Genomic DNA, 20,903 nt, shown 5'->3' with positions numbered 1-20,903 from the left:
GTGACTATCCACTTCGGAGCGTTGGTCCCGCATCTTTGCGGATAGCGCCCGGGCGGCGGGCGTTCAGCGGCGAGGGTCCCCGCGGCCGCCGCTGCGCAGCGTCTGCGACGGTGACTGCTGGTAGGTCCGCCGGTAGTCCGAGCTGAAGCGTCCGAGGTGGGTGAAGCCCCAGCGGCAGGCGACCTCGGTCACCGTGCCGGTCGCCCGGCCCTCGAAGACGGCGAGCAGGTCGCGGTGGGCGTGGTCGAGGCGCACGGCCCTCAGGTACGCCAGCGGAGTTGTCTGCAGGTGAGTGCGGAAGCCCGCGCGCAGGGTGCGCAGGCTGACCCGGGCGGCGCGCGCGATGTCCGCGACGGAGACCGCCTCGTGTGCGTGCTCCGCGCAGTAGTCCGTCGCCCGGCGCAGCGGACCGGGCAGCAGGCAGGCGCCGCGGTCGGCCACCGCGTCGCTCCACGAGTGCGGTTGGGCGTCGAGCAGGCCGTCGATCAGCAGCTTCTCGAAGTGCTGCACGGCCAGCGGTGAGCGGCGGCTCAGGGGCGACGCGGCGAAGGCGTTGAAGCTCCACGCCAGCTCCGTCCACGCCTTCACGGCCGGATTGCGGTCGTCGAGCACGTGGCTGAACCGCGCCGGCCGCGCCGGAGCGTCGCCCAGCCGTACGGCGAGGGCCTGCTCGACGGTAGGGGCGGGGATGATCAGCACCCGGTTCAGCGCCTGGGCGTCCCACTCCATCGAGAGCCGCTCACCGGGCCCGACGATGACCTGCGACGAGGGCAGGGCCTTCCCGTCCACCAGGACCCGCCCGCCGCCGGCCACCGGGAGCTGGACGTTGTGGAAGTCGGGCAGCTCCCCGGGGTGGACGCTGACATCGGCCCCGTAGCCGATCTCGTAGAGCGCGATCGAGCCCTCATGGATCAGGTGCAAGCGCCCGTTGATCTGTTGACCGCCCGTGACCGCCATGCGGTGGGGCGCGAACCGCTCACTGACGGCTTGGTGCAGGTGCTCGACGCTGCGCCCCTCGTAGAGGGTGAGCGGTCCGCTCCCACCGCCGTCCGTACCAGGTCCGCTGACCGTCAACGCCGCACCTCGCTTCCGTCGAATCGGGGCCCGATGCTGCTGGAGGGGCGCAACCCAGATTAGCTGACCTGGACATGATGACTCGCCGCGATCCCGCCAGGCGAGTTGGCGACAGCCGAAAGCTGTTCCACGGCCGTTGATCTGCGACGAAGCTCTTGATCGCCGGTACGGGGAACAGCCCGACCGGCGGCCGGACGAAGCAGCACCGCTTGATGCGGCCGGACCACTGACTCTCCTCACAGACGGGCCACTGCCATGATCCGCTCCGGCTTCGCCACGGTCGTCGCTATCACCATCGGCGCCGAGCTGCTTCTCCCGGTCGCTGCCGCCTCGGTCGGCAACCCTGTAGGTGCCAAGAACCACGTCGGTGCTGGTCACGCTGCATGTTGGTATTCGTGCAGGATGCCGCCGAGGCGGTCGCGTCGGTGGACGCCGAGGTGGGTGAGCCGGTCGGGTTCGGTGATCGGTTCGGGCAGGGGGTGGAGGGGCGCGGCGCTGGCGAGGCTGCGGTGGGGCCTGTGCGTGTTGTAGAACTGCTCGTACTCGCGCAGTGCGTGGAGTAGGTGGGCGCGGTTCCAGATGAGGGTGCGGTCGAGGAGTTCGGTTCGGCAGGATCGCACCCATCGTTCCGTGATCGCGTTCATGCGCGGCATCCTGACGCCGGTCTGGACGACCTCGATGCCCTCGGCCTGCAGGACGACGTCGAAGGCGGCCGGGTAGCGGACATCCCGGTCCCGGATCAAGAACTTCGCCCTGGCGCCGGTGTCCTGGAGGTCCATGACCATGTTCCGGGCGAGCCGGAGCACCACGGAGCGCACGGAGCGCACGGTGCGCGGTCGACCGGGACGTTTGGGGCGGGAGGCCTTCGCGTGTCGGCGGCGCAGAAGATCGCGGTGCCAGTGCAGCAGCGTGTCGGGGGACACGATCAGCTGGAGCCGACGACGGCGTGCCCGGGGGAGGTGGTGCAGGAGGGCGGCGAACAGCGCACGGTCGGGCCAGGAGAGCTTCGGTTTGTCGGTCTGCCGCTGCAGCACGGCCAGTTGGTGGCGTAGCGCCAGGATCTCGGCGTCCTTGTCGCGGTCGCGCATCGGCAGGAGCCGTATCAAGGTGAACACGCTCGTCAAGGTCAGGTAGAGCAGTCGCAGCAGCACCAGACCATCCTGGAGCCGGCCGGCAATCACCAAGCGAGACCCCCACCGTCACTCGTCCGCCCGGCCTCGCGACAACGCCCACACGTCGACTGACCAGCACGGACGTAGTTCTTGGCACCTACAGGGTCAGGTGAGCCAGAGCGCGCTGTGGCGATGGCGTGCCGGGATGATGTCCGGGATGTCGGTACGGGCAATGGCAGGTCGCCCGTCCGTGCGCGCATTGAGCTGCTGTCGGACGAGGCCAAGATCGGTGCGAAGCCGCTGTCGAGCCCGGCGTTCCTCGTCGCACGCCAGCCGAGACACGGAGCGGTCCCGGACGATGGAGCGGGCATAGGAGTAGACGTCCACACGGCGGCGGATCGCCCGGGGCTGAGGTCGGCGACGTTCCTTCGCGGCCTCGGTCAGACTCCGAGTGCTGTAGCGCAGGTCGACGACAGCCACCGACCTCCAGGGCCGACCAGGCTGCCAGTCGACTCGCGGTCCAGCCTGGGCAGTTGGGACATGGTGAGCAGTGCGGGCCACAGGACTCCCTGGGTAGATCCGCCAGGTATCTCCTGGCGGATCTACCTGAAGCCGGTGGGACTCGTCGAGCGCTCCGCTGCCATGTATGGAAAGGTAGCGGATCACGATTGTCCCCTGCCACGCTCCGCCCGGGGACGGGGTGGACTGCGGTCCTGACCATCCAGCCCTGACCGTCCGAGGACGCGTTGCAGGCGAGCGCACGGAGCTGCGCAGCGATCAGCAGGATCCGGCCCTCCCGAATCGAATCGAGGGCAGCACGGCGAGCCGGAGAGCCTGCTGGTACCGTCCCGCCATGACAGGCCATCACCGTGCTCTCCAACTGCTCCGGGAGCGTCCCGATCTCGCGGAGCTTGCGGCGTACCCGTTCAACTTCGACATCGCCCGGGAGGAGCACGTCGAGGCCGTCCGGCTGGCCTCGGGTGCGGGGCTGGTGGCGGTGGCGGGGGACGACACCGGCGGGACGTTCTTCGTCTGCGCGGGTGGGGAGGTCCTGTACGCCGGTTCCGAGGGCGAGGCCGGACTGGTCGCCGACTGTGTGGACGAGGCCCTGGAAGTGCTGATCGGCCTGCCGGGCTGGCACGACTACACCGGTCTCGACCCGCACGCCGACGACGCCACGCTCGCAGCAGCGGCGGCAGACACCGAAGACGACCATCGCGAGTACTACGGCCCGGACCTCGACGCCGACCGCAGCGCCCTGCTCGCCACACTGGGACTGCGCGAGCTCCCGCAACCGCAGCTGATCCGCCGCCTGCACCAGGCCCTACTACGCACCGAGCCCGACTTCCTGCTCCTCAACGCGCACGAGGGCTGCGCCTACACGTTGCTGGACCGGCTGCCGCGCCCACCGCTGTGGCATACCGTCCTTGACCCCGGGCGGGCGGACCTGACCCTGCTGCGCACTGACTGCACCCGCTGGTCCGAGGTGGCGGGCGATCCGGCGCGGCGGGCGACAGCCCTGCGCGCGGCCCAGTACGACCGGCGCGCGACGGATCTGCCGTTCCTGCGCGTTCTGCTCCAGCACGAAGCCCGGCACGGCGCCACGGACGAGCTGCGCCTAACCGCCGTCCTCGTGGGCCTGCACGGCCAGGAGCGCGACCACCAGCTCCTGCGGTCGCTCCGCGACGCGAGCTTCGACACCCGCGGCCTACTCGGAGGATTCCCTGCCACCGCAGAGCAGTTGAGTAGGTGGGCGGCCGACTTCGACGAGTCCAATTACGGCGTGGACCCGGAGGACGAGCCTGACCTCACCTGGGCGGAGCTGGCCCGCCGCCAGGGGCGCACCGAGTTGGCCCGCACCGCGTTGCTGCGTCTGCTCGACGACGCCGGGCCACGTGACGGTGCCCTGCTCGCGGGCCTTGCCGGTGAGCTCGCGAGACTCGGGGACTTCACCCAGGCAGCTCGCGCCCGGCACTTGTACGTGTCTCTCCAGGACGACCACGCGTGTCGCGGTGCGGCGCTGGCCGACCTCGCCTCGCTGCAGCGCAGAGCCGGCGTCGTCGAGGCAGCCTGGCGCTCCCTGCAGCGGGCCGTCACCGCACTCGACGGCCCGCCGCCGCCACCGCCCACGGACCAACTGGCACTCGATCTCAACCTTCCGAAACCGCAGTGCCCTACTCTCACTTGGCGCGCGCTGGGTCTCGGCCTGAGTGTCACCGAGGAGCACCTCCGCATCGCCCAGGAGGCCACCACGGTCGGCCTGCCCGCCGTCGCCCGGGCAGCGCTCGCAGCCGGAACCTCGCTGCTGCTGGAGTTGCCCCGCCCGACAGCGGATCTGCACTGGTTGGCCCGGGAGACGACGGCGATGCTGGGCGGCGGCCCGTCGCCCGTTCCCGATCAGCCCGATAGCGCGGGCGGCTGATGGCTGCTTCGGCTGAGCCAGGTGCGGTTTCCCGGAGTGATGGTGCGGCCGGCTTTGATTGTGCGTTCTGGAAGCAGTCCGGGGCCTGGCTTCAACTCCGTGCCGAAGCCACTGTCCGGATCGCCTCTGGTCGGCACCGCCCTTGGCGGGGTTCTGTTCACGACATCCGGGAGCGTGTCCGTGGCTGCCCCCGGTGAGGCGCTCGGATCGGGCCGTGGAACACTTCGGCGGTGGATTCCCAGGTGGCAGGCCTGGACGCGGTTGATCGGGGAGTGGCGTCGGTGCGCAAGGGTGAGGCGAAGGCCCTGTTGGAGGAGGCTCGGGCGGCGTGGGAGGCGGAGCAGTGGCAGCTCTCCGCGGACCGTTACGAGGAGGTGCTGCGGCACTACCCTGACGAGGAGCCGAGCGGGATCTGGTGGTTCGACGCCGCGTTGGCGTACAAGTTCCTCCGCAACTGGGACAAGGCGTTCGCGCTCGGCAAGGAGGCCGCGGCGCGGGCGCCGCGCGGGGAGGGCGACCCCGCGTACTGGAATCTGGGCATCGCCGCGACGCTGCTGCGTGACTGGTCGGTGGCGCGTGATGCCTGGTCGGGCTTCGGTATCACGCTGCCTGAAGGCGAGGGCGAGATCGTCGGCCGCTTCGGGATGGCCTGCGTTCGGCTGGAGAGCGCCGGTGAGTACGAGGTGGTGTGGGCGCAGCGGCTGTGTCCGACGCGGGCACGGGTTGTCAGTGTCCCGGTGACGGCGGGACGTCGGTTCGGTGAGGTCGTGCTGCACGACGGGGCGCCGACCGGTGAGCGCGTCGTCGACGGCCAGGGCTACAGCGTCTTCGACGAGATCATGCTGTTCGAGTCCTCCGACCTGCCGACGCATACCGTCACCCTGACGGCCCCGGCGCCGGACGATCTGGAGGCGCTGGTCGAGCTGTTCGCCGAGCGGGACTTCGGGGCGGAGCCGGCGAGCAGCGTCAACGTGCTGTGCAAGTGCTGCAGCGAGGGCAGCCACGAGCAGGAGCGCAGCGTGAACGCCGGGACCCAGCAGGTCTCGCTCGCGGCGCCGGTGGACGAGGTCGGAGGCCTGCTCGACACCTGGGCCGGCGCGGGCCTTGGGCGAGCCTGGCGGGATCTGGAACTCGTCGGCTGAACATGCCTGAAGGCGAGGAGTTGGGGGCCGAGGGGTGAATGATCACATGGAGTCTGCGATCTGGTCCGCGCTGTCGGAGGTCGTCCGTGCCGAGGTCGATGCCCTGGTGCGGCAGGATCGGCGGATGTGGGCGGTCAAGGTGATGCGGGAGAGCTGTCCGGAGCCGAAGCCGGGTCTGTACGCGTGCGTTGACGTGGTGGTCGAGCGGTACCGTGTGCTGGGGCAGGGCTTCGAGAGGGCCCCGACCCCGCCGCTGGACCTCGACGTGTTGACCGCCGCTGTGGGGGCGCTGCCCGGACGTCCGGTGGCGATCGAGGCGCTGTGGGACGGCGACACCGAGGGGTGGTTCGTGGTGCTGCTCGCGCTCACGGACGATCCGCAGAGCGAACACCAGCTCGCGCTGGTCCGGCATGGCGGCGACATCCGACTGTTCAATGGGACTGTCCCGCCCTGGCCCGAGGCCCGGGAGGCCGAGCAGGTGGGACGGGCACTCGCCGACCACCTCGGTGTGCCGTTCCACTTCCCCAGCCCTGACCGGCCCGATGACGAGGCACCACGCTGGCGGACCACCGGAGAGCGGGCACCCGACCCGAGGGCGGTGGGACGGCCGAGAGCCGGCGAGGGTCCCGGTAGCCTGACGATGTGATCGACAGTCAGCGTGCGGCCGGAGCCCTGGTCGGCTCCGCGGTGGGGGATGCGTTGGGAGCCCCGTTCGAGTTCGGCCCTGCAGGGGCCTTCTCGAGCCGCTTCCCCGTGTCGGCGCCAGGCGGTGAGATGAACCAGGCGGCGCCCCTGCGTGCGGTTCCCGAGCCGATCACCGATCCGGTCCGGGGCGAATCGCCCGTCTGGATATACGCCGACACGATCGGCTCGGCGGAGTGATCCACGAGTACCGGCATGCCGCTTGACCTGGCCGGATGAGATATCCGGCAGGCGCAACCCTCCGCTCCCATCCGGCAGTTCTACGGGCTCAAGGGCCTCCCAGTGCACCCGGGCGTGCCCTTCCCGCTCGACGAACGCGGCCAGCGCCTGCAGGCCCTGCTGGAACCGGTCCGACTGTGAGCGCTTCGGCTTCGCCGCGGCCGCTGCCCGGGCGGCCGCCAGCTCCGGATCCTCCTCGATGCCGACCGAGGCCAGCAGTTCCACGCTTATGGGATTATTCGGGGCGCCATGGCGCGGCCGGGACGGCCGCCGGGGCCAGTGGAGCTTTCGAGGGGATGAGCGGTGTGAGTGCGGTGGACGTGGACCCGGGGGTTCCTGCGGGTCCGATAGTTGTGGAGCACCGGCGTTGGGGCCTTGATCGGGGCAGCCTACTGCCCGCCGCCGTGGTACTGGTGATCGGGTTGGTGCTGGCGGTGCTGCTGCCAATGGTCGACCGGTCGGTGGCGGACCATGCGGTGGTGCGAGCGGGCGACCGGCTCGACCTGGGAGCGGGCCTGACGCTCGCTCCGCCCGAGGGGTGGCGCCTGGTGAAGGGGGTCACGCTCGGCACGCCCACCATCGCGCCGGTGCCGGGCAAGGGCAAGGCGGTCGTCACCGACGGGACGGTGACCGCCGCGCTCCAGGTGGGCCCCTACCGCGGTGACGCGTGGCAGCTGCTGGATCAGGTGAACGCCGACGAGGAGCACACGACCGACCCGCCGGGCTTCCGGGCTGCTGGCGACCGGGTGCACGTCACCGCGACCGGCGAAGTCAGCGGGGTGCGGGAAACCTACCGCGCCACCTCCGGAGCGGGGGTGCTGGCCAGCTACGCGCTGTCCGACGGCAGAGGCCTGACCATCCTTGTCTCCGCTACCGACGACGGGCAGCTGACCACCCGCACCGACCAAATCCAGCGGATGCTGTCGAGCGTCGCGCTGACCACCGAGGGGGACCAGTCGTGACCACCGTCATCACCGGCCGGGAGCTGGAGGAGGCGAGGGCCGCGGCGCTCGACGCCTCCGGCTGGGGCACGCCGTTCAGGATCGTGCAGTGGCGCAACGCCTGCTTCTGGGTGCTCGTGCTCGGACTGCTCGCCGGAGCGGAGCAGCTGGTGGAGTTCTACCGGCGCGGCGTCGGCGCCTACGGGACCGGACTGGCCGTCGGCGCGATCGCGTTCGGCCTCTACACCGTGCCGTGGGTGTTCCTGCTGCGCCGTCACAACCGGTACACCAGCCTGCCGGTGCGGCTGTTCGTCGTCGCCTTCGCCTGGGGCGTGCTGGCCGCCACCTTCGTGATGGCGCTGCACGCCAACAGCGCGGCCATCTCGCTGGAGGGCAAGCTGTTCGGGCACGGCTGGATCGGCGACTGGGGCCCCGGCCTGACCGCCCCGTTCACCGAGGAGAGCGCCAAGGCCACCGCGCTGGTCCTGCTGATCGGCCTGGCGCCCCGGCTGGTCCGCTCGCCGTACCACGGGCTGCTGATCGGCGCGTTTGCCGGACTCGGCTTCCAGATCGCCGAGGACGTCCTGTACGCGTACAACAGCGCCGTGGAGTCATTCGGCGCCGACCAGACCGGTGCCGCCCTGCTGGTCGTGGTGGGGCGCTCGGTGACCGGCTTGACCACGCACGCGCTGTTCAGCGCGGTGTACTGCGCCGGACTGATGTGGCTGATCGGCCGCGGCGGTTCCGCGCACCGGCTGCGCGGCCTGCTACTGGTGGCCGGTGCGATGCTCGGGCACGGCTTGGTGGACTGCCTGGTGTCCATGGGCCCTGCCCTGGGTGGCGGGCTCGGCGGGCTCGCCGCCCTGGGAGGGCTCGTCCTGCTGTCCATCGCAAGTCTGCTGCTGCTCCGGCTCACCTTCAAGCTCGCCTTGCCGCAGGAACGGCGGTGGCTGCGCGACATCCTCACCCCCGAGGCCGCCGCTGGCCTGTTCACGGAGGCCGAGCTGACCGCCGCCACCGGGTCCCGCAGGGACCGCCGTGCCTTCCGCCGCTCCCTGCACGGCAGCTACCAGCGCGGCATTGGTAAGCGCGTGCTCGCCGCCGTCCGCCGGCTCGCCCGGCAGCTCGCGCTCGCGCAGGGCGGCAGCACCGACGAGGTCGCCCGCGCCCGCGAGGAGGTCTTCCGGCTGCGGGCCGGCGGCTGATCTGCGCGCCCATGCCGGACGGTGCGGTCGCGGGGCAGCCCGCCGACCATCCCGCCCGGCACGGCTACCCGTCGGCCGCGCCGTTGCGGTTCACATGCGCCGGATCCGGCCGCGGGCATATCCATAGAGGACGCCCGGGATCCCGCCCAACCGCCCCGCCTCGCGCAGCAGTTGGCCTTCCTCCAGCCAGACGCCGTGCGAGAAGTAGTGCGCGCAGATCCGGACGAAGGCGATCTTGGCCGCCGCCGGGCGATCGCCGTACGGCTTGGCCGTGGTCTCCCCGGAGAGCACGGCGTCCTCCCAGGCGACCCAGTCGGCGGTCGCCTTCTCCCGGACGGAGGCATCCGGATGCTCGGTCAGCCGGGCGTACGCCGCCACGATGTCGCCGTCCCGGGGCGTGCCCACCGCACCGGCGAGGAAGCGCTCCCACTCCTCGGGGAAGTACCGCCCCACCCCGCGGTCCAGCCACTCGGTCTCCGACCGCCTGGTCATCGTGACGGCCGCGATCACGATCGCGCTCACCCGCTCCGGGTGCCGCTCGGCGTACGCCAGCAGCAGCGTCGAACCCCAGGAGCCCCCGTACAGCAGCCAGCGGTCGATGCCGAGGTGCTCGCGCAGCCGCTCCATGTCGGCGATCAGGTGCGGGGTGGTGTTGTGCCGCAGGTCGGTGCCCGGATCACCGGCGTGCGGGGTGGAGCGGCCGCAGTTGCGCTGGTCGAACAGGACGACCCGGTACCGCTCCGGATCGAAGTACCGGCGCATCCGCGGGGTGCAGCCCGAGCCGGGCCCGCCGTGCACCACCAGCGCGGGCACGCCCTCCGGGTTGCCGCAGACCTCCCAGTACACGAGGTTGCCGTCGCCGACGTCCAGCATCCCGCTGTCGTACGGCTCGATCTCCGGGTGGAGCTCGCGCATGTCCCCTCCGCATCCGTCTCGTTGTGCGATCACGCTCGCACGGCCGGGGTCGGAGTGCGGCGGAATTTCCTGCCGCAGCCGGGGGCTGGTTCAGGCCCGCAGGTGGCCGAGGACGGCGTGCATCGCCTGGGCCACGGCCGCGCGGGACTCCTCGGTCTGCTCCAGGCCCTCGAAGCCGTGGTGGCCGTTCGGGACGTCGATCAGCTCCAGCGCGGCCCCGGCGTCCTCGGCCGCCGCGACGAAGGCCGCCACCGTCGCCGCCATCTCGCTGGTCTCCAGCCCCGCCCTGGTCAGCACGATCGGCAGCCGGCCCGCGCCCGCCACCACCTCGACCGGCCGGAAGCGCGGCTCCAGCGAGTGCCAGCCCGGCAGCGGCGCCAACACCGGGTAGTTCGCCGCGAGGCAGCGCAGCCAGGCCGGCGGCGCGGCCAGCCAGTCGCTGGTGAGCAGGCCGCCGCCGGAGAAGAACCAGAGCGCGACCCGGTCGCCGTCCACCCGGGGGTCGGCCCGCAGCGCCTCCACCGCCTCGGCGACGTCCGCCGCCGCCCGCCCGAAGTCGCCGATCCCGTACAGCCGGTGGTCGACGGTCGCACCGACCACGCCCAGGCTCGCCGCGTACCGGGCGTAGCCCAGGTAGAACTCCGAGTCCCGCGGCGTCGGGCGGGCGTCCGGTGCCACCGGGCCGCCGTGCACGAACAGCACCGCCGGGCGCGGGCTCTCGCCCTCGGGCAGGTGCAGGTCCACCCGGCCGGTCCGCACCCGGGGCCGCTCCGGCACCTCAAGCAGGAACGCGCGGCCGTACGGGACCTCGTGCTCGGCCGGCGGAGTCAGCCGCCGCCCCTCGCCCGCGGCGGCCGCCATCAGCACCTCGGCGAGCTCCCCGGGACAGGAGAGCATCGGCCAGTGCCCGGTCGCCAGCTCGAAGAAGCCCACCCGGGGGTCCGCCAGCGCGCGGATCTGCGGCGGACCTACCGCCACCAGCGCCTGCACCGAGTCGATCGTCATCCCGCTCGCCGTGCACAGGATGCCGCTGGTCGGGATCGCCGCCGCTCCGCCCGACAGCCGCAGCGGCCGGGTGAACGTGCCGCGCGACTGCGGGGCCGACAGCTCCGACAGCAGGGCCAGCTGCTCCTCGGCCAGCCCGGCCGTGCTGCCCCAGAGCTGCCAGCCGTCCGGCGCGGGCGGCGGCACCGGGGTGTCGCCCCCGTCGCTCCCGGACGCCAGCAGCGCGTGGACGGTGTGGTCGGGTACCAGGGCGAGCGGGAGGTCGCCGTCCTGCGGCAGACCGGCGTCCAGGTAGACGATCCGGGCCACCCGCTCCGGGCGGCGGTCGGCCGCACCCAGCACCGGGTGGATGCCGTAGTCGTGGCCGACCAGCACCAGCTCGGGCGCGTCGGCTGCGTCGATCAGCCGCAGCACGTCGGCGATGTGGGTCTCGAGATCGGTCTCCGGCCCGGCCGGGACGCCCCCGGTGCCGGTGCCGGTGCGGGTGTCGGTGTCGGTTCCGGCTCCGGTGAGCGTCGCCGCGTGCACCTCGCAGCCCGCCTTGCGCAGCCGGGCAGCCACGTCGGACCACACCCGGCCGTCGGTGAACGGGCCCGACACCAGGACGAACGCCGCCTTCGCTTCGATGCTCATGGGAATCCTCCACGCCTCGCTCCGCGCGGACGGCCCAACCCGTCCGCGCACTGACCGGTACGGTAGGAACTCCCCCTGCGGGAGGTTCAAGCCATGGTCCCGGACGACCTGCTCAGCATCGGCGAGCTCGCCCGACTCGTCGGCGTCACGGTCAAGACCGTGCGCTTCTACTCCGACCGCGGCCTGCTGCCCGAGGCCGACCGCAGCAGCGGCGGCCACCGCCGCTACCACCCCGAGGCGCTCGACCGGCTGCAACTCATCCGTTCCCTCCGCGCCCTGGACCTGTCGGTACCGGACGTCGGCCGGGTCGTCGAACCCGAGGGGGCCGTCGACGGCGGTCTCGACAGCGCCCTGGAGGACGCCGTCGCCCGGCAGCTCACCGAACTCGGCACCCAACTCACCGCCCTCCGCTGGCGCGAGGCCGCCCTCCGGGTGCTCCACGACTCCACCCCCGCCCAACGCGCCGAACGGCTACGGCTGATCGGCGCCATGACCACCCCGCCCGACACCGGCACCGTCGCCCGCTTCTGGCGCCGCGTCCTCCCCACCCGGATGCCCGCCCGGCTGACCACCGCGATCGTCGACGCGGCCGTACCACAACCGCCTCCGGACCCCACCCCCGCGCAGGTCCTCACCTTCGCCCGGCTGCACCACCTGGTCTCCGGCGTCAGCGACGCCTGCCTCGTCGCCGCCCGCCGACCCGCGGACGCCGGGCGGCCCGACGTCCTCTACGACGGCCTCCGCGAGGCCTACGACCTCGCCGCCGACGACCTGACCACCCAGCGCGCCCCCCACGACGGCGCCGCCCTCGACTGCTTCGTCGCCGCCCACGCCCACTCCCTCGACCAGCCCGACACCCCGGCCTTCCGCCGGCAGCTCAGCAACCAACTCACCCGCACCGCCGACCCCGTGATGGCCCGCTACTGGTCCCTCGCCGCCGAACTCACCACCCCCGCCGAGCCCCCCACGCTCGGCGCCGCCCACGACTGGCTCCGCGCGGCCCTGGACACCCAGCTCGCCGAGACCGGCTGAGACCAGTGGCTACTCGAGGTCCTCCCGGTAGCCCTCCATGGCTTCGACAAGCCGGCCGATGTCAGGGTCGGAGCGGTCGCCGTGCTCACGAAGCAGTTCCAGCGGCTCCCGAGCGCGTCTGTCGCCGCGTCCGGCTCGCCGAGCTCGTGAAGCGTGACGGCGAGGCCGAACAAAGAAGCGGATCGTGACTGTTGAGTCGCGACCCGCATCTTCTGTGTGCGTAACGAAGTGTCCGAGGGGGACACGCACCGTGAGCCGACGGCGGTCGGGGGTGTTGGGGGAGCTGGAGCTGGGTGTTCCCCGATGATCGGGAGCTCTCAGTCGCGGTCGAAGTTCGGTGGCCTCAAGGTCAGTGTGCCAGTGTCGTGGCGGCTGGCGGCAGCCGAGGGCCCTGTCCAGCGCCTCCAGTGCGGGGTCGGCCTCGGCATCGTCGGCGTACTCCGCGTCCATGACCCTCTGCACCATCGCAACGGCCGCCTCACGAGCCATCACCACCACGTAGCCCTTCGCAGAAGGGGAGCCCAGCGAACTGCGTGATCGACCGGACAGCTCCTTGGCCTGTCCCGCCGTCCTCACTCCTGCCGCCGGTCCGGCTTCTGCCGCACCAGACCCGGGCCGTTCGGGCTCTGTTCTGCGAGGACCCGTCAGTCCTCTTCGTCGAGGAGGAAGTCGTAGTAGTCGGTCGGGCCGACGAGGATGGACTGGAAGTACAGCGGCTCGCCGTCGTTGTCCAGGGGCACGTCGTGTCCGGCGACGCGGCCCAGGCCCAGGGAGAGCTTGGGGACCACCCAGTGGTTGGGCTCGTTGTGCAGGACTGTCAGGCCCAGTTCCTCGAGCTGCGTGACCAGTTGCAGGGCGGGGGTACGGAAGACGTCGATCCCGCGGAAGCGGACGGTGATGTCCTGCGGGCCCTCCCTCGGGATCCACACCTCCGCGGCGCGCAGCGTCTTGGAGTCCTTGATGTGGAAGACGATCTCGAACTGGGGGTGCAGTGCGAGGACCTTCATGGGGCGGAATCGCGCGGTGGAGCCCTCGTTGGAGACGTCAACGCGGCCGAGTGCCGCGGCGGACGCTTTGACGTCCGCCGCGGGCATGCCCAGTGGGAAGTCGGTGATGCCGTTCGGCGGGTCCAGTTCGATGTCCATGGCCGTCATTCTAGGAGGCAGTAGCGGATCTTCCAGCCATGGTCGGAGAGGTACTTCTGGAAGGGTTTGTTCACCTTCATGTGGTCGGTCATCTCCTTGATGGCGGCGTCGTACTTGGTGCCGTGGGCCTTGCGGATCATGCCGATGTCCATCTTCATCGCCACGTCGAACTTGCCCTGCCGGATGAGGCTGCGTTGCTTGGCCCGCCAGGCGATCGACTCGTCGCCGGAGCCGGTGCTGATGAACTTGCGGTGGTCGTCGTAGTCCATCCGGATGGCCGGGCCGGCTCCGTAGCCCAGCTTGGCACCCGCGATCTTGAGGTACGCGTCACGCGCCGGCATGTGGTTGCGTTCGTAGCTGTTGTTGTCGCTGCCGTCGGTCCAGTTGCTCGGCCGCAGGCTGTAGTGGGAGCCGCCCCAGCCGACCGGTTGCCGCTTGGGTGCAAGACCCAGCGGGTCGATCCAGAAGAGCGGGTTGGGCACGTAGCTGTGCGGGTTGGGGCCGGCGTCAAGGCCGTAAGGGTCGCAGCTCAAGTAGCGACCGGTGGCCGGGTCGTAGTACCGGAAGTAGTTGTACTGGAGACCGGACTCGTCGTCGTGGTACTGGCCCGGCCGGCCCAAGGGGCAGGTCGGCGTGCCCGCCTGCGCATCGGGCCGGCGCAGCTCCCGTCCCCAGAGGTCGGCGTCGGCGGCCCACACGATGTGGCCGTCGTCGGTGACCAGTTCGCTGGGGGCGTCGACGAGATCGGTCACGATGGCGAAGAACCGCCTGTCGACCTCGGCGGTCGAATGCCACGAGCGCTCGCTCTGGCCGACGGGCCGCCAGGTGCCGGGTTCCCAGTCCCAGGTGAGGGTGTGCCCGGTGCCGCCGGCACCGGCGGTGTACTGCTCGGTGAGCTGGACACCGTCCCAGGTGAAGAAGGTCGTCTCGTCCGCGCCTTCACCGCCGGCCTGGTCAAGGCGCCGTTTGCTGGTGCGGCGACCGAGCGGGTCGTAGGTGTAGGCCCAGCTGCCGCGGCTCGGGGTGTCGACCCGCGTCAGCTGGTCCTCGGCGTTCCAGGTGTATCGCCACTCGTGGCGTTGCCCGGAGAGGGTTCGCGTGACGCGGCGTACCAGTCGTTGCTGGTCGTCGTACGCGTACGAGGTACGTCCGGCGGTGTGCAGCAGTGATCCGGTGTGGGTGCGCTCGCCCGCGGTGGCACTGTCGGGCCGGCGGGTGTCCTGGGCGTGGGTGATGTTGCCGAGCGGGTCGTAGGCGTAGGTCTCGCTCCACGTCTGCGCGCTGACGCGGGTGACGCGGCCGGCTGGTGTCAGGGTGAAGTCGCGCCGTCCCCGGAGCCGGTCGGTGACGGTTTGCGGCATGCCGTCCGAGCGGTAGGTGTAGGTGCGTTCTTGTGTGTTGGTGAAGGTGTCGGGGTCCCGTGCGTGGCCGCGAGCCCAGATGGATTGGGCGCTGAGGCGGTCGCAGGCGTCCCAGGTCTGGGTCAGGGCCGCGCCGGTGCCGATGTAGCAGGTCGTTTCGCGCCCGCTCTGGTCGTGGGCGAAGGACAGGGAGGCCAGCGGGCTGGTCAGGGCGGCCGGTTGGCCGGTGGCGTTCCATGTCCAGGTTGAGGTGAGGCCGGTGGGTGTGGTGCGGGCGGTGCGTCGTCCCAGGAGGTCGTAGGTGTAGGTGGTCGTCCGCCCGTCCACGCTCTCGCTCAGGACGTGGCCGGTGGCATCGTGGGTGTACCGCAGTGTGCTGCCGGCACTGTTGGTGATCGCGGTCAGGCGCCCGCGGTCGTCGTACCCGAGGCGGGTCGTCGAGCCGTCGTGGTTGCGGCGCTCGGTGATCTGACCGGCCTGGTTGTAGTCGAAGGCGGTGGTGCGGCCGGCGGAGTCGATCGTCTGGAGCAACTGGTCGGCGCCGTCCAGACGGTAGGTCAGGGTGCGGCCGTTGAAGTCGCTCTCACCGACCAGGTGTCCGGCCTCGTCGTAGCGGTAGCGCCAGACCAGGCCGTTGGTGGTGACGGCGAGGAGCTGCAGCTCGGTGTCGTACTCGAAGTGCTGTTCCTCTCCGTCCGGCAGGACCCGGCTGGCGGGCTGCCCGAAGGGCCCGATCCGGAACTGGGTGATCGCGCCTGCCTGGTCGCACGTCTGGGTGACGTTGCCCTCGGGGTCGTGGGTCCACGTCTCGCGGGTGCCGTCGGGATGTATTCGCTCGGTGACCTCCCCCTCGATCCGTCGCACCACGCGGGTGGTGGCGCCGAGCACGTCGGTGGAGCTGGCGATGCGGCCGAAGGCGTCATACGTCGCGTGAACGGTGCGGCCGAGCGCGTCGGTGACGGTGGTGATCAGGCCCGCCGGGTTGGTCTCGATGCGCTGGGTGTGTCCGAGCGGGTCGGTGACGGACACCGGTCGCCCCTGGCCGTCGTACTGCTTGACGGTTGTGGCACCGGCCGCGTCGGTCGCCGTGAGGAGGTTGCCCGTCTCGTCGTAGGTGAACGCGGAGGTGAGAACGCCCGCTTGCGTCACGGAAGCCAGTTGCCGCAGAGCGGTGTAGGTGAGGGTGGTGGTGCTTCCGTCCGGCTCGGTGATGCGGGCCAGGTCGCCGTTCTCGTCGAGGTCGAAGCGGGTGGTGCGGCCGATCTCGTCGGTGCGGGCGGTGATGCGGCCCTGCGCGTCGTAGCTGGTCGTCGTGCTGCAGCCGAGGGGGTCGACGATCTGCGTGACGCGGTGGTGTGCGTCCCAGTGGTATTCGGTGGTGTGCCCGAGACTGTCGGTGGAGGTGGTGACCCGCCGGTCCGTGTCGTAGCGGAAGGAAGCGTTGAGGAAACGATTCTGCCCGGTGCCCGTCACAGCCCGGCCCTGGTCGTCGTAGGCGTACTCGTAGCTCTGGCCGTTGCGGTCGATCCACGCGGTCATCCGGCCGGCGTCGTCGTACTCGTAGACGTAGGGCAGACCGGAGGAGTTGACGACGCCGGCCAGTCGACCGTCCGGGTAGTACTGGTAGGCGACGACCGTGATGTCGTCGCTGCCGGGTATTCGCAGCTGCTCGACCCGCGGCCCCTGTGGGGTCACGACGGTGTCAACGGCGACCCGGTACCCGCCGGTGTGGGCGACCTCGGTCGGCAGGCCGCGGTCGTCGCGCTGGAAGGTGATCCGGTGATCATTGCGGTCGGACAGCGCCGAGATCGAGCGGGTCTCCCCGATCCGGTACGCGCCGGCGCCGGCGCCGGCGCCGGCGCCCGTGAAGTGGCGCGTCCAGCCACGGTCCGGATCTTCGATGCGGAAGTCTCCGCTGTGCTGGTCCCAGGTCAGTGGCCAACGGGCCCCGGCCGACGGCAGGACCGCCAGCCCGGGCTGCCCGGGGTGGGGGTAGTGCAGGATCTGGGCGTCATCGCCCGCGAAGTGGATACCGTCGGCATCGATCTCGATCCGCTGGTCGAGGGTGGAGGACCAGCCCTGCCCGTGCAGCCGGCCGCCGATGTACCCAGAAGCGTAGGAGCGCCGGAGAATGACCGGCAGCAGACCGGCGAGGACCAGGTCGATCTCGGTGGTGAGCACCTGGCCGGACACCACGTCGACCGGGTCACCGGCGGTCTTGCACCCACCGTTGCCGTCGACGGCCTGTCCGCTCCTGCCACCCCGGCCCAGGGGCTGCTCCCCTTCGCCTCGGCCGCGCGCGCCGCCGGCCAGGTGGGGCCCGTGCGGTTCGTCGTGCTTGCCATCGTCGAGGATCTTCTTCAGAGCGGCTTCGTGTTCGGCATCGGTCTCGGCTGTCCGCTTGGCCACCGTCTTCAATTTCGACGACGCCGAGTGGTAGAAGTCCTTGACCGTCTTGCCGGCATCCTCAGCGAGGGCCTTGCCGAGCTTCTTGGCGCCGTCCTCGAGCGCTTTGACGATCTGGTTGCTCATGTGAAGTCCACCCCCGCCAGCTTGCCGCGCAGCGCTTCGGCGTGCCCGGCGACTTCCTGTGCGTGTCCGTTCATGGTCTCGGCGTGGTCCTCCAGCGCGGCCGGGTCGATCTTGAAGCCGGTCCCTCCGCTGTCCGCACTGCCGGAGGCGCCCAGGATTCCGGCGACCGCGGAGAACGCCAGTCCGTTCACGGCCTTGGCGACGACCGCGACAAGCGGAGTGATCGCCGCCTCGATCACCTGGCCGATGACGTACTGCTCAAGCTGCTGCTCCAGATAGTCGGTGATCTGTTCGGCACCCTCGACGATCAGTGCCATTCCGGCCTCGGCCAGGCCGAGCGTGGCCACTGCCGCGGCCTGGTCGGCCACGAACGTGACCGCCAGCGCCGCCAGTTCGGCGACCGCCTGCATCTTCATCGCCACGATCACGTCGGCGGCGGCGTCCAACGCCGTCGCCACGGTGTGACACGCGCCCACCAGATCGGACATGTGACTGGACGACAGGTGCGCCCAGTTCGACACCAGCGCCTCGTAGGAACCACCCTGGTAGTCGGCGGCCATCGCACTGACCGTCCCGGTGGCCTTCTGGTGCGTCCCGTCCACACAGTCCGCGAACTCGCGCACATGCGAGGCGAGCTCACGGACTTTGTCCTCATTGACATTCGGCCAATTCACACCGATGAACTGGAGCATCGACACCACCTCGCCAGGCAGCTCGATCGCCATGGAGTACCCCCCGCAGAGCGTTGACACTGGCACAGACCGTAACCCAGGCGACAGGGTTGCGCACACCTGTACGAGCAGGTCACACCGCCTCACCCGTCGCCCGGGTTGCACCACTGCCACTGGCCGGCAGTGACGAGCCGCTCCACGACCGAGGAGAAGTGGGTCTGGTCGGACCGGATCGCCCACCCGCCCCTGCTCGCCCGTGAAGGTTTCGAGAAGGTCCAGCAGATCGTGTTCTCCCGCAGTCGGCACAACTCCGCTCGCGATCGGGTCCGTTCCGTCCACCCCTATCTCCTGCGTGGCCGGGTCGCCTGTGTCCTGTGCGATCGGAAGATGGGAAGCCACTGGGTCCACGAGGAGGCCTACTACCGCTGCCGCTACCCGGAGGAGTACGCGCTGGCCAACAAGGTCACCCACCCGCGCAACGTCCTCTTCCGGGAAGCGAACGTCATTCCCACCCTCGACCGCTGGCTCGCCGTCCTCTTCGCCCCCGGCCACCGCGCCGCCACCATCCAGCGACTCCACGCCGCCCAGGGAACCGGTGCCCCGGCCGGCAATCAATCGGCCGAGATCGAAGCCCGCGCCGAGATCGCCGCCTGCGACCGTGAACTCGCCCGCTATCGCCAGGCCCTCGCCACCGCCGACCCCGGCGCGACCGCCCTCATCACCCGGTGGATCGCCGAGAGCGAGGCCCAGCGCACCCGGGCCGAAGCCCGCCTCCGCTCCGTCACCGGCACCCGCCGCCCCCAGGGCCTGACCGAACAGCAGATCGTCGACCTTGTCACCCAGGCCGGCAGCATGGTCGACGTCCTGCGTGACGCGAACCCCGAGACCAAGCGGCAGACCTACGCCGCTCTCGGCCTGCGCTGCCGGTACAATCACGCGCAACGCAAAATGCAGGTCAGGATTGCTCCTGACCTGCATTCCCTGGCCAACCATGTTGGCCAATGGGTCGTGTCCGAGGGGGGACTTGAACCCCCACGCCCGATAAAGGGCACTAGCACCTCAAGCTAGCGCGTCTGCCATTCCGCCACCCGGACAGGGTGTGTGCCTCGGGGTTTTTCGTGCTGTCCCCTTGGCGACAGAGAGAACATTACCAGGCGTTCGGGGTGCTCTTCACCGGCGTTTCCGCTGGTGGGGTAGGCGGGGCGGCGGACGGTCGTAGCGAGCAGGCGGCGTGGGGCGGCGCGGGCGGACGTGGGGGTGCGGTGGGGTGCGGTGGGGGAGCGCGGCGGGGCTGCTGGGAGCGTGAACGATCCTGCTGAGGTGGCGAACGCATTCGGTGCGTAAGTGCGCCAAAGAACGCCATGATCGGTCGGAATCGGTCCGCCAGGGGCAAGTTCCTCGTCCGCGCCCGGTGATTCCGGCGGCTCTCCTAGCCTCTGGAGACCAAGGGGAGCCCTGAACGGAACGCCCCGTTCCCGAAAGGCCGGCCGGCGCCGGCGACGCCTCCCGAGTCCTGCGCGAAGGGTGGCACGACGTGGATCAGAGCAGCGGGGCGTGGCCGGCTCCGACGATGTCGGCGATGCCGGCGACGTCGGTGGCCTCCGGCCTGTGGCGGATCGTCGCAGCCGCGCACGAGTCCTCGGTGCCGCAGGTCAGACACGCGGTCCGGGATCTGTTGCGCGCGCAGGGCCTGGACGGGCCGTGCTACCAGGACGTGACCGACGGCCTGCTGTTGATCGTCTCCGAGCTCGTCACCAACGCGGTCACGCACGCCGCGCTGCTCTCCCCCCAGGTCACCACCGAGGTGGTGATCGGGGGCGGTCAGGTCCGGGTCGCGGTGGAGGACGGGCACCCGTACCGGCCCAAGGCGGTGCAGAGCGACCACGGGCAGACCGGGGGGCGCGGGCTGATGCTGGTGAAGAGCATCGCGCTGGAGGCCGGCGGCGCCTGTGACGTGGAGCGGACCGGCGACGGCGGCAAGGTCATCTGGGCCTCACTGCCGCTGCCGCCCTCCGCCGAGAAGTCGGCGCAGGGCGGCAGCGGCAGTGAGGCGGGCAGCACGGCGGACACCAAACACTGAGGCCCGGCCGCGCGCGACGACCTACCAGTCCCGGCCGGCGATCTCCCGGATCCCCGGCAGCGCGGCCTCGAAGACGGTGCTGAACCAGACCGAGAGCGGCCGCTCGGCCCGCAGCTCCTTGAGCTCCTGGGCGGTGACGAAGCGGGTGTCCTCGACCTCCTCCGGATCCGGCCGCAGCTCGGCGGTGATCAGGCCGACGAAGAGGTGGTTCCACTCGCGCTCGATCAGTCCGGAGGCCTCGTCCGGCAGGTCGTAGCGGACCGTACCGGCCTCGCAGAGCAGCGCGGGTGCCGCGCCGAGTTCCTCGGCGGTGCGTCGCGCGGCGGCGGCGAACGGGGTCTCGCCGGGGTAGGGGTGGCCGCAGCAGGTGTTGGACCAGACGCCGGGGGAGTGGTACTTGCTCAGCGCCCGGCGCTGCAGCAGCAGGCGCCCCTGCTGGTCGAAGAGGAAGACCGAGAAGGCCCGGTGCAGCCGCCCGGGCTGCTGGTGCGCCCAGAGCTTCTCCGCGGTGCCGATGGTGTTGCCGGCGTCGTCCACCAGCTCCAGCAGGATCTCGTCGGTCGTGACGGACGCGGTGGACGCCGGGTCCCCCGCGGGCTGGGTCGGGCTGGTCGGTCGGCTCTCGGGCATGCGGCCTCTTTCGGGGCACGGGGACCGGCGCCGCCACCCGGGTGCGCCACCCGGGACGGCCCCCCGGTCCAGCGGACGGCAG

General features: G+C 71.0%; 16 protein-coding genes, 1 tRNA gene and 1 pseudogene. 8 read left to right on the top strand and 10 right to left on the bottom strand.

Translation table 11 applies throughout. From position 1 onward, the window contains the following. Window positions 1-63 precede the first annotated feature (63 nt). The 3 genes from BS80_RS30920 to BS80_RS39965 form a co-directional block, all read right to left on the bottom strand. On the bottom strand, window positions 64-1,074 hold the full coding sequence (locus BS80_RS30920; RefSeq protein ID WP_035804484.1) for an AraC family transcriptional regulator: 1,011 nt from the start codon (window positions 1,072-1,074) through the stop codon (window positions 64-66). Window positions 1,075-1,448: 374 nt separating this feature from the next. Further along, window positions 1,449-2,225 (bottom strand): integrase core domain-containing protein, encoded by a 777-nt coding sequence (locus tag BS80_RS30915; RefSeq protein ID WP_035804483.1) that lies wholly within the window; start codon window positions 2,223-2,225, stop codon window positions 1,449-1,451. 126 nt (window positions 2,226-2,351) lie between these two features. Further along, complete coding sequence (locus tag BS80_RS39965) at window positions 2,352-2,666, bottom strand: hypothetical protein (protein WP_083975589.1); 315 nt, start codon at window positions 2,664-2,666, stop codon at window positions 2,352-2,354. A gap of 373 nt (window positions 2,667-3,039) precedes the next feature. Here BS80_RS39965 and BS80_RS30910 point away from each other — a divergent pair, with 373 nt between their 5' ends. The 6 genes and pseudogenes from BS80_RS30910 (at window position 3,040) to BS80_RS30885 (ending at window position 8,817) form a co-directional block, all read left to right on the top strand. Further along, a complete protein-coding gene (locus BS80_RS30910) occupies window positions 3,040-4,608 on the top strand; it encodes a hypothetical protein (RefSeq protein WP_051967444.1) in 1,569 nt (522 codons plus the stop codon). A gap of 230 nt (window positions 4,609-4,838) precedes the next feature. Further along, on the top strand, window positions 4,839-5,750 hold the full coding sequence (locus BS80_RS30905) for a tetratricopeptide repeat protein (RefSeq protein ID WP_332262208.1): 912 nt from the start codon (window positions 4,839-4,841) through the stop codon (window positions 5,748-5,750). Window positions 5,751-5,796: 46 nt separating this feature from the next. Further along, window positions 5,797-6,396 carry a hypothetical protein gene (locus tag BS80_RS30900; protein ID WP_063772123.1) on the top strand — a complete coding sequence of 200 codons (600 nt, stop codon included), beginning with the start codon at window positions 5,797-5,799 and terminating at the stop codon, window positions 6,394-6,396. Beyond that, a pseudogene (locus BS80_RS41290) lies at window positions 6,393-6,527 on the top strand (ADP-ribosylglycohydrolase family protein); the annotation flags it as partial. The gene BS80_RS30900 and the pseudogene BS80_RS41290, both read left to right, overlap by 4 nt. A gap of 566 nt (window positions 6,528-7,093) precedes the next feature. Continuing rightward, window positions 7,094-7,633, top strand: a complete 540-nt coding sequence (locus BS80_RS38275; protein ID WP_157536710.1) for a hypothetical protein — start codon at window positions 7,094-7,096, stop codon at window positions 7,631-7,633. Next, on the top strand, window positions 7,630-8,817 hold the full coding sequence (locus tag BS80_RS30885; protein WP_083975588.1) for a PrsW family intramembrane metalloprotease: 1,188 nt from the start codon (window positions 7,630-7,632) through the stop codon (window positions 8,815-8,817). Before BS80_RS38275 ends, BS80_RS30885 begins: the two co-directional genes overlap by 4 nt. A 90-nt stretch (window positions 8,818-8,907) precedes the next feature. On the opposite strand, the gene pip is transcribed toward BS80_RS30885, so the two are convergent. Further along, a complete protein-coding gene (gene pip / locus BS80_RS30880) occupies window positions 8,908-9,732 on the bottom strand; it encodes a prolyl aminopeptidase (protein WP_083975587.1) in 825 nt (274 codons plus the stop codon). 90 nt (window positions 9,733-9,822) lie between these two features. Further along, a complete protein-coding gene (locus BS80_RS30875; RefSeq protein WP_035804477.1) occupies window positions 9,823-11,370 on the bottom strand; it encodes an alpha/beta hydrolase in 1,548 nt (515 codons plus the stop codon). A 93-nt stretch (window positions 11,371-11,463) separates the two neighbouring features. Between BS80_RS30875 and BS80_RS30870 the strand changes: the two genes are divergently transcribed. Beyond that, a complete protein-coding gene (locus BS80_RS30870; protein ID WP_035804475.1) occupies window positions 11,464-12,402 on the top strand; it encodes a MerR family transcriptional regulator in 939 nt (312 codons plus the stop codon). A gap of 644 nt (window positions 12,403-13,046) precedes the next feature. Here the strand turns inward: BS80_RS30870 and BS80_RS30865 are convergent. The 4 genes from BS80_RS30865 to BS80_RS30850 all read right to left on the bottom strand — a co-directional run bounded on the left by BS80_RS30865 (window position 13,047) and on the right by BS80_RS30850 (window position 19,205). Further along, window positions 13,047-13,547, bottom strand: a complete 501-nt coding sequence (locus tag BS80_RS30865; RefSeq protein WP_035804473.1) for a hypothetical protein — start codon at window positions 13,545-13,547, stop codon at window positions 13,047-13,049. Window positions 13,548-13,552: 5 nt separating this feature from the next. Further along, window positions 13,553-17,440: an RHS repeat-associated core domain-containing protein gene (locus BS80_RS30860; protein ID WP_051967442.1), complete on the bottom strand. Its 3,888-nt coding sequence runs from the start codon at window positions 17,438-17,440 to the stop codon at window positions 13,553-13,555. Then, window positions 17,437-19,104, bottom strand: a complete 1,668-nt coding sequence (locus tag BS80_RS43225) for a WXG100-like domain-containing protein (protein WP_456298583.1) — start codon at window positions 19,102-19,104, stop codon at window positions 17,437-17,439. Before BS80_RS43225 ends, BS80_RS30860 begins: the two co-directional genes overlap by 4 nt. A gap of 16 nt (window positions 19,105-19,120) precedes the next feature. Next, window positions 19,121-19,205, bottom strand: a tRNA-Leu gene (locus BS80_RS30850). 476 nt (window positions 19,206-19,681) lie between these two features. Between BS80_RS30850 and BS80_RS30845 the strand changes: the two genes are divergently transcribed. Next, window positions 19,682-20,191: an ATP-binding protein gene (locus BS80_RS30845; protein WP_063772122.1), complete on the top strand. Its 510-nt coding sequence runs from the start codon at window positions 19,682-19,684 to the stop codon at window positions 20,189-20,191. Between the two features lie 21 nt (window positions 20,192-20,212). Here BS80_RS30845 and idi read toward each other — a convergent pair whose 3' ends face one another. Further along, the gene (idi, locus tag BS80_RS30840; protein WP_035804469.1) at window positions 20,213-20,821 is read right to left on the bottom strand and encodes an isopentenyl-diphosphate Delta-isomerase; all 609 of its coding nucleotides are present in this window, start codon (window positions 20,819-20,821) and stop codon (window positions 20,213-20,215) included. Between the last annotated feature and the right edge of the window lie 82 nt (window positions 20,822-20,903).

The organism is Kitasatospora mediocidica KCTC 9733 (assembly GCF_000744225.1).
GTDB classification, from domain to species: Bacteria; Actinomycetota; Actinomycetes; order Streptomycetales; family Streptomycetaceae; genus Kitasatospora; species Kitasatospora mediocidica.
The sequence above is the reverse complement of the archived record's forward strand: the minus strand, read 5'-3'. Positions and strand labels throughout refer to the sequence as shown.

Coding starts and splice junctions, on each gene's coding strand:
- BS80_RS30910 (WP_051967444.1), top strand. CDS start 3,040: ATGACAGGCCATCACCGTGCTCTCCAACTGCTCCGGGAGCGTCCCGAT.
- BS80_RS30900 (WP_063772123.1), top strand. CDS start 5,797: ATGGAGTCTGCGATCTGGTCCGCGCTGTCGGAGGTCGTCCGTGCCGAG.
- pip (WP_083975587.1), bottom strand. CDS start 9,732: ATGCGCGAGCTCCACCCGGAGATCGAGCCGTACGACAGCGGGATGCTG.
- BS80_RS30875 (WP_035804477.1), bottom strand. CDS start 11,370: ATGAGCATCGAAGCGAAGGCGGCGTTCGTCCTGGTGTCGGGCCCGTTC.
- BS80_RS30870 (WP_035804475.1), top strand. CDS start 11,464: ATGGTCCCGGACGACCTGCTCAGCATCGGCGAGCTCGCCCGACTCGTC.
- BS80_RS30865 (WP_035804473.1), bottom strand. CDS start 13,547: ATGGACATCGAACTGGACCCGCCGAACGGCATCACCGACTTCCCACTG.
- BS80_RS30860 (WP_051967442.1), bottom strand. CDS start 17,440: ATGAGCAACCAGATCGTCAAAGCGCTCGAGGACGGCGCCAAGAAGCTC.
- BS80_RS43225 (WP_456298583.1), bottom strand. CDS start 19,104: ATGGTTGGCCAGGGAATGCAGGTCAGGAGCAATCCTGACCTGCATTTT.
- BS80_RS30845 (WP_063772122.1), top strand. CDS start 19,682: ATGTCGGCGATGCCGGCGACGTCGGTGGCCTCCGGCCTGTGGCGGATC.
- idi (WP_035804469.1), bottom strand. CDS start 20,821: ATGCCCGAGAGCCGACCGACCAGCCCGACCCAGCCCGCGGGGGACCCG.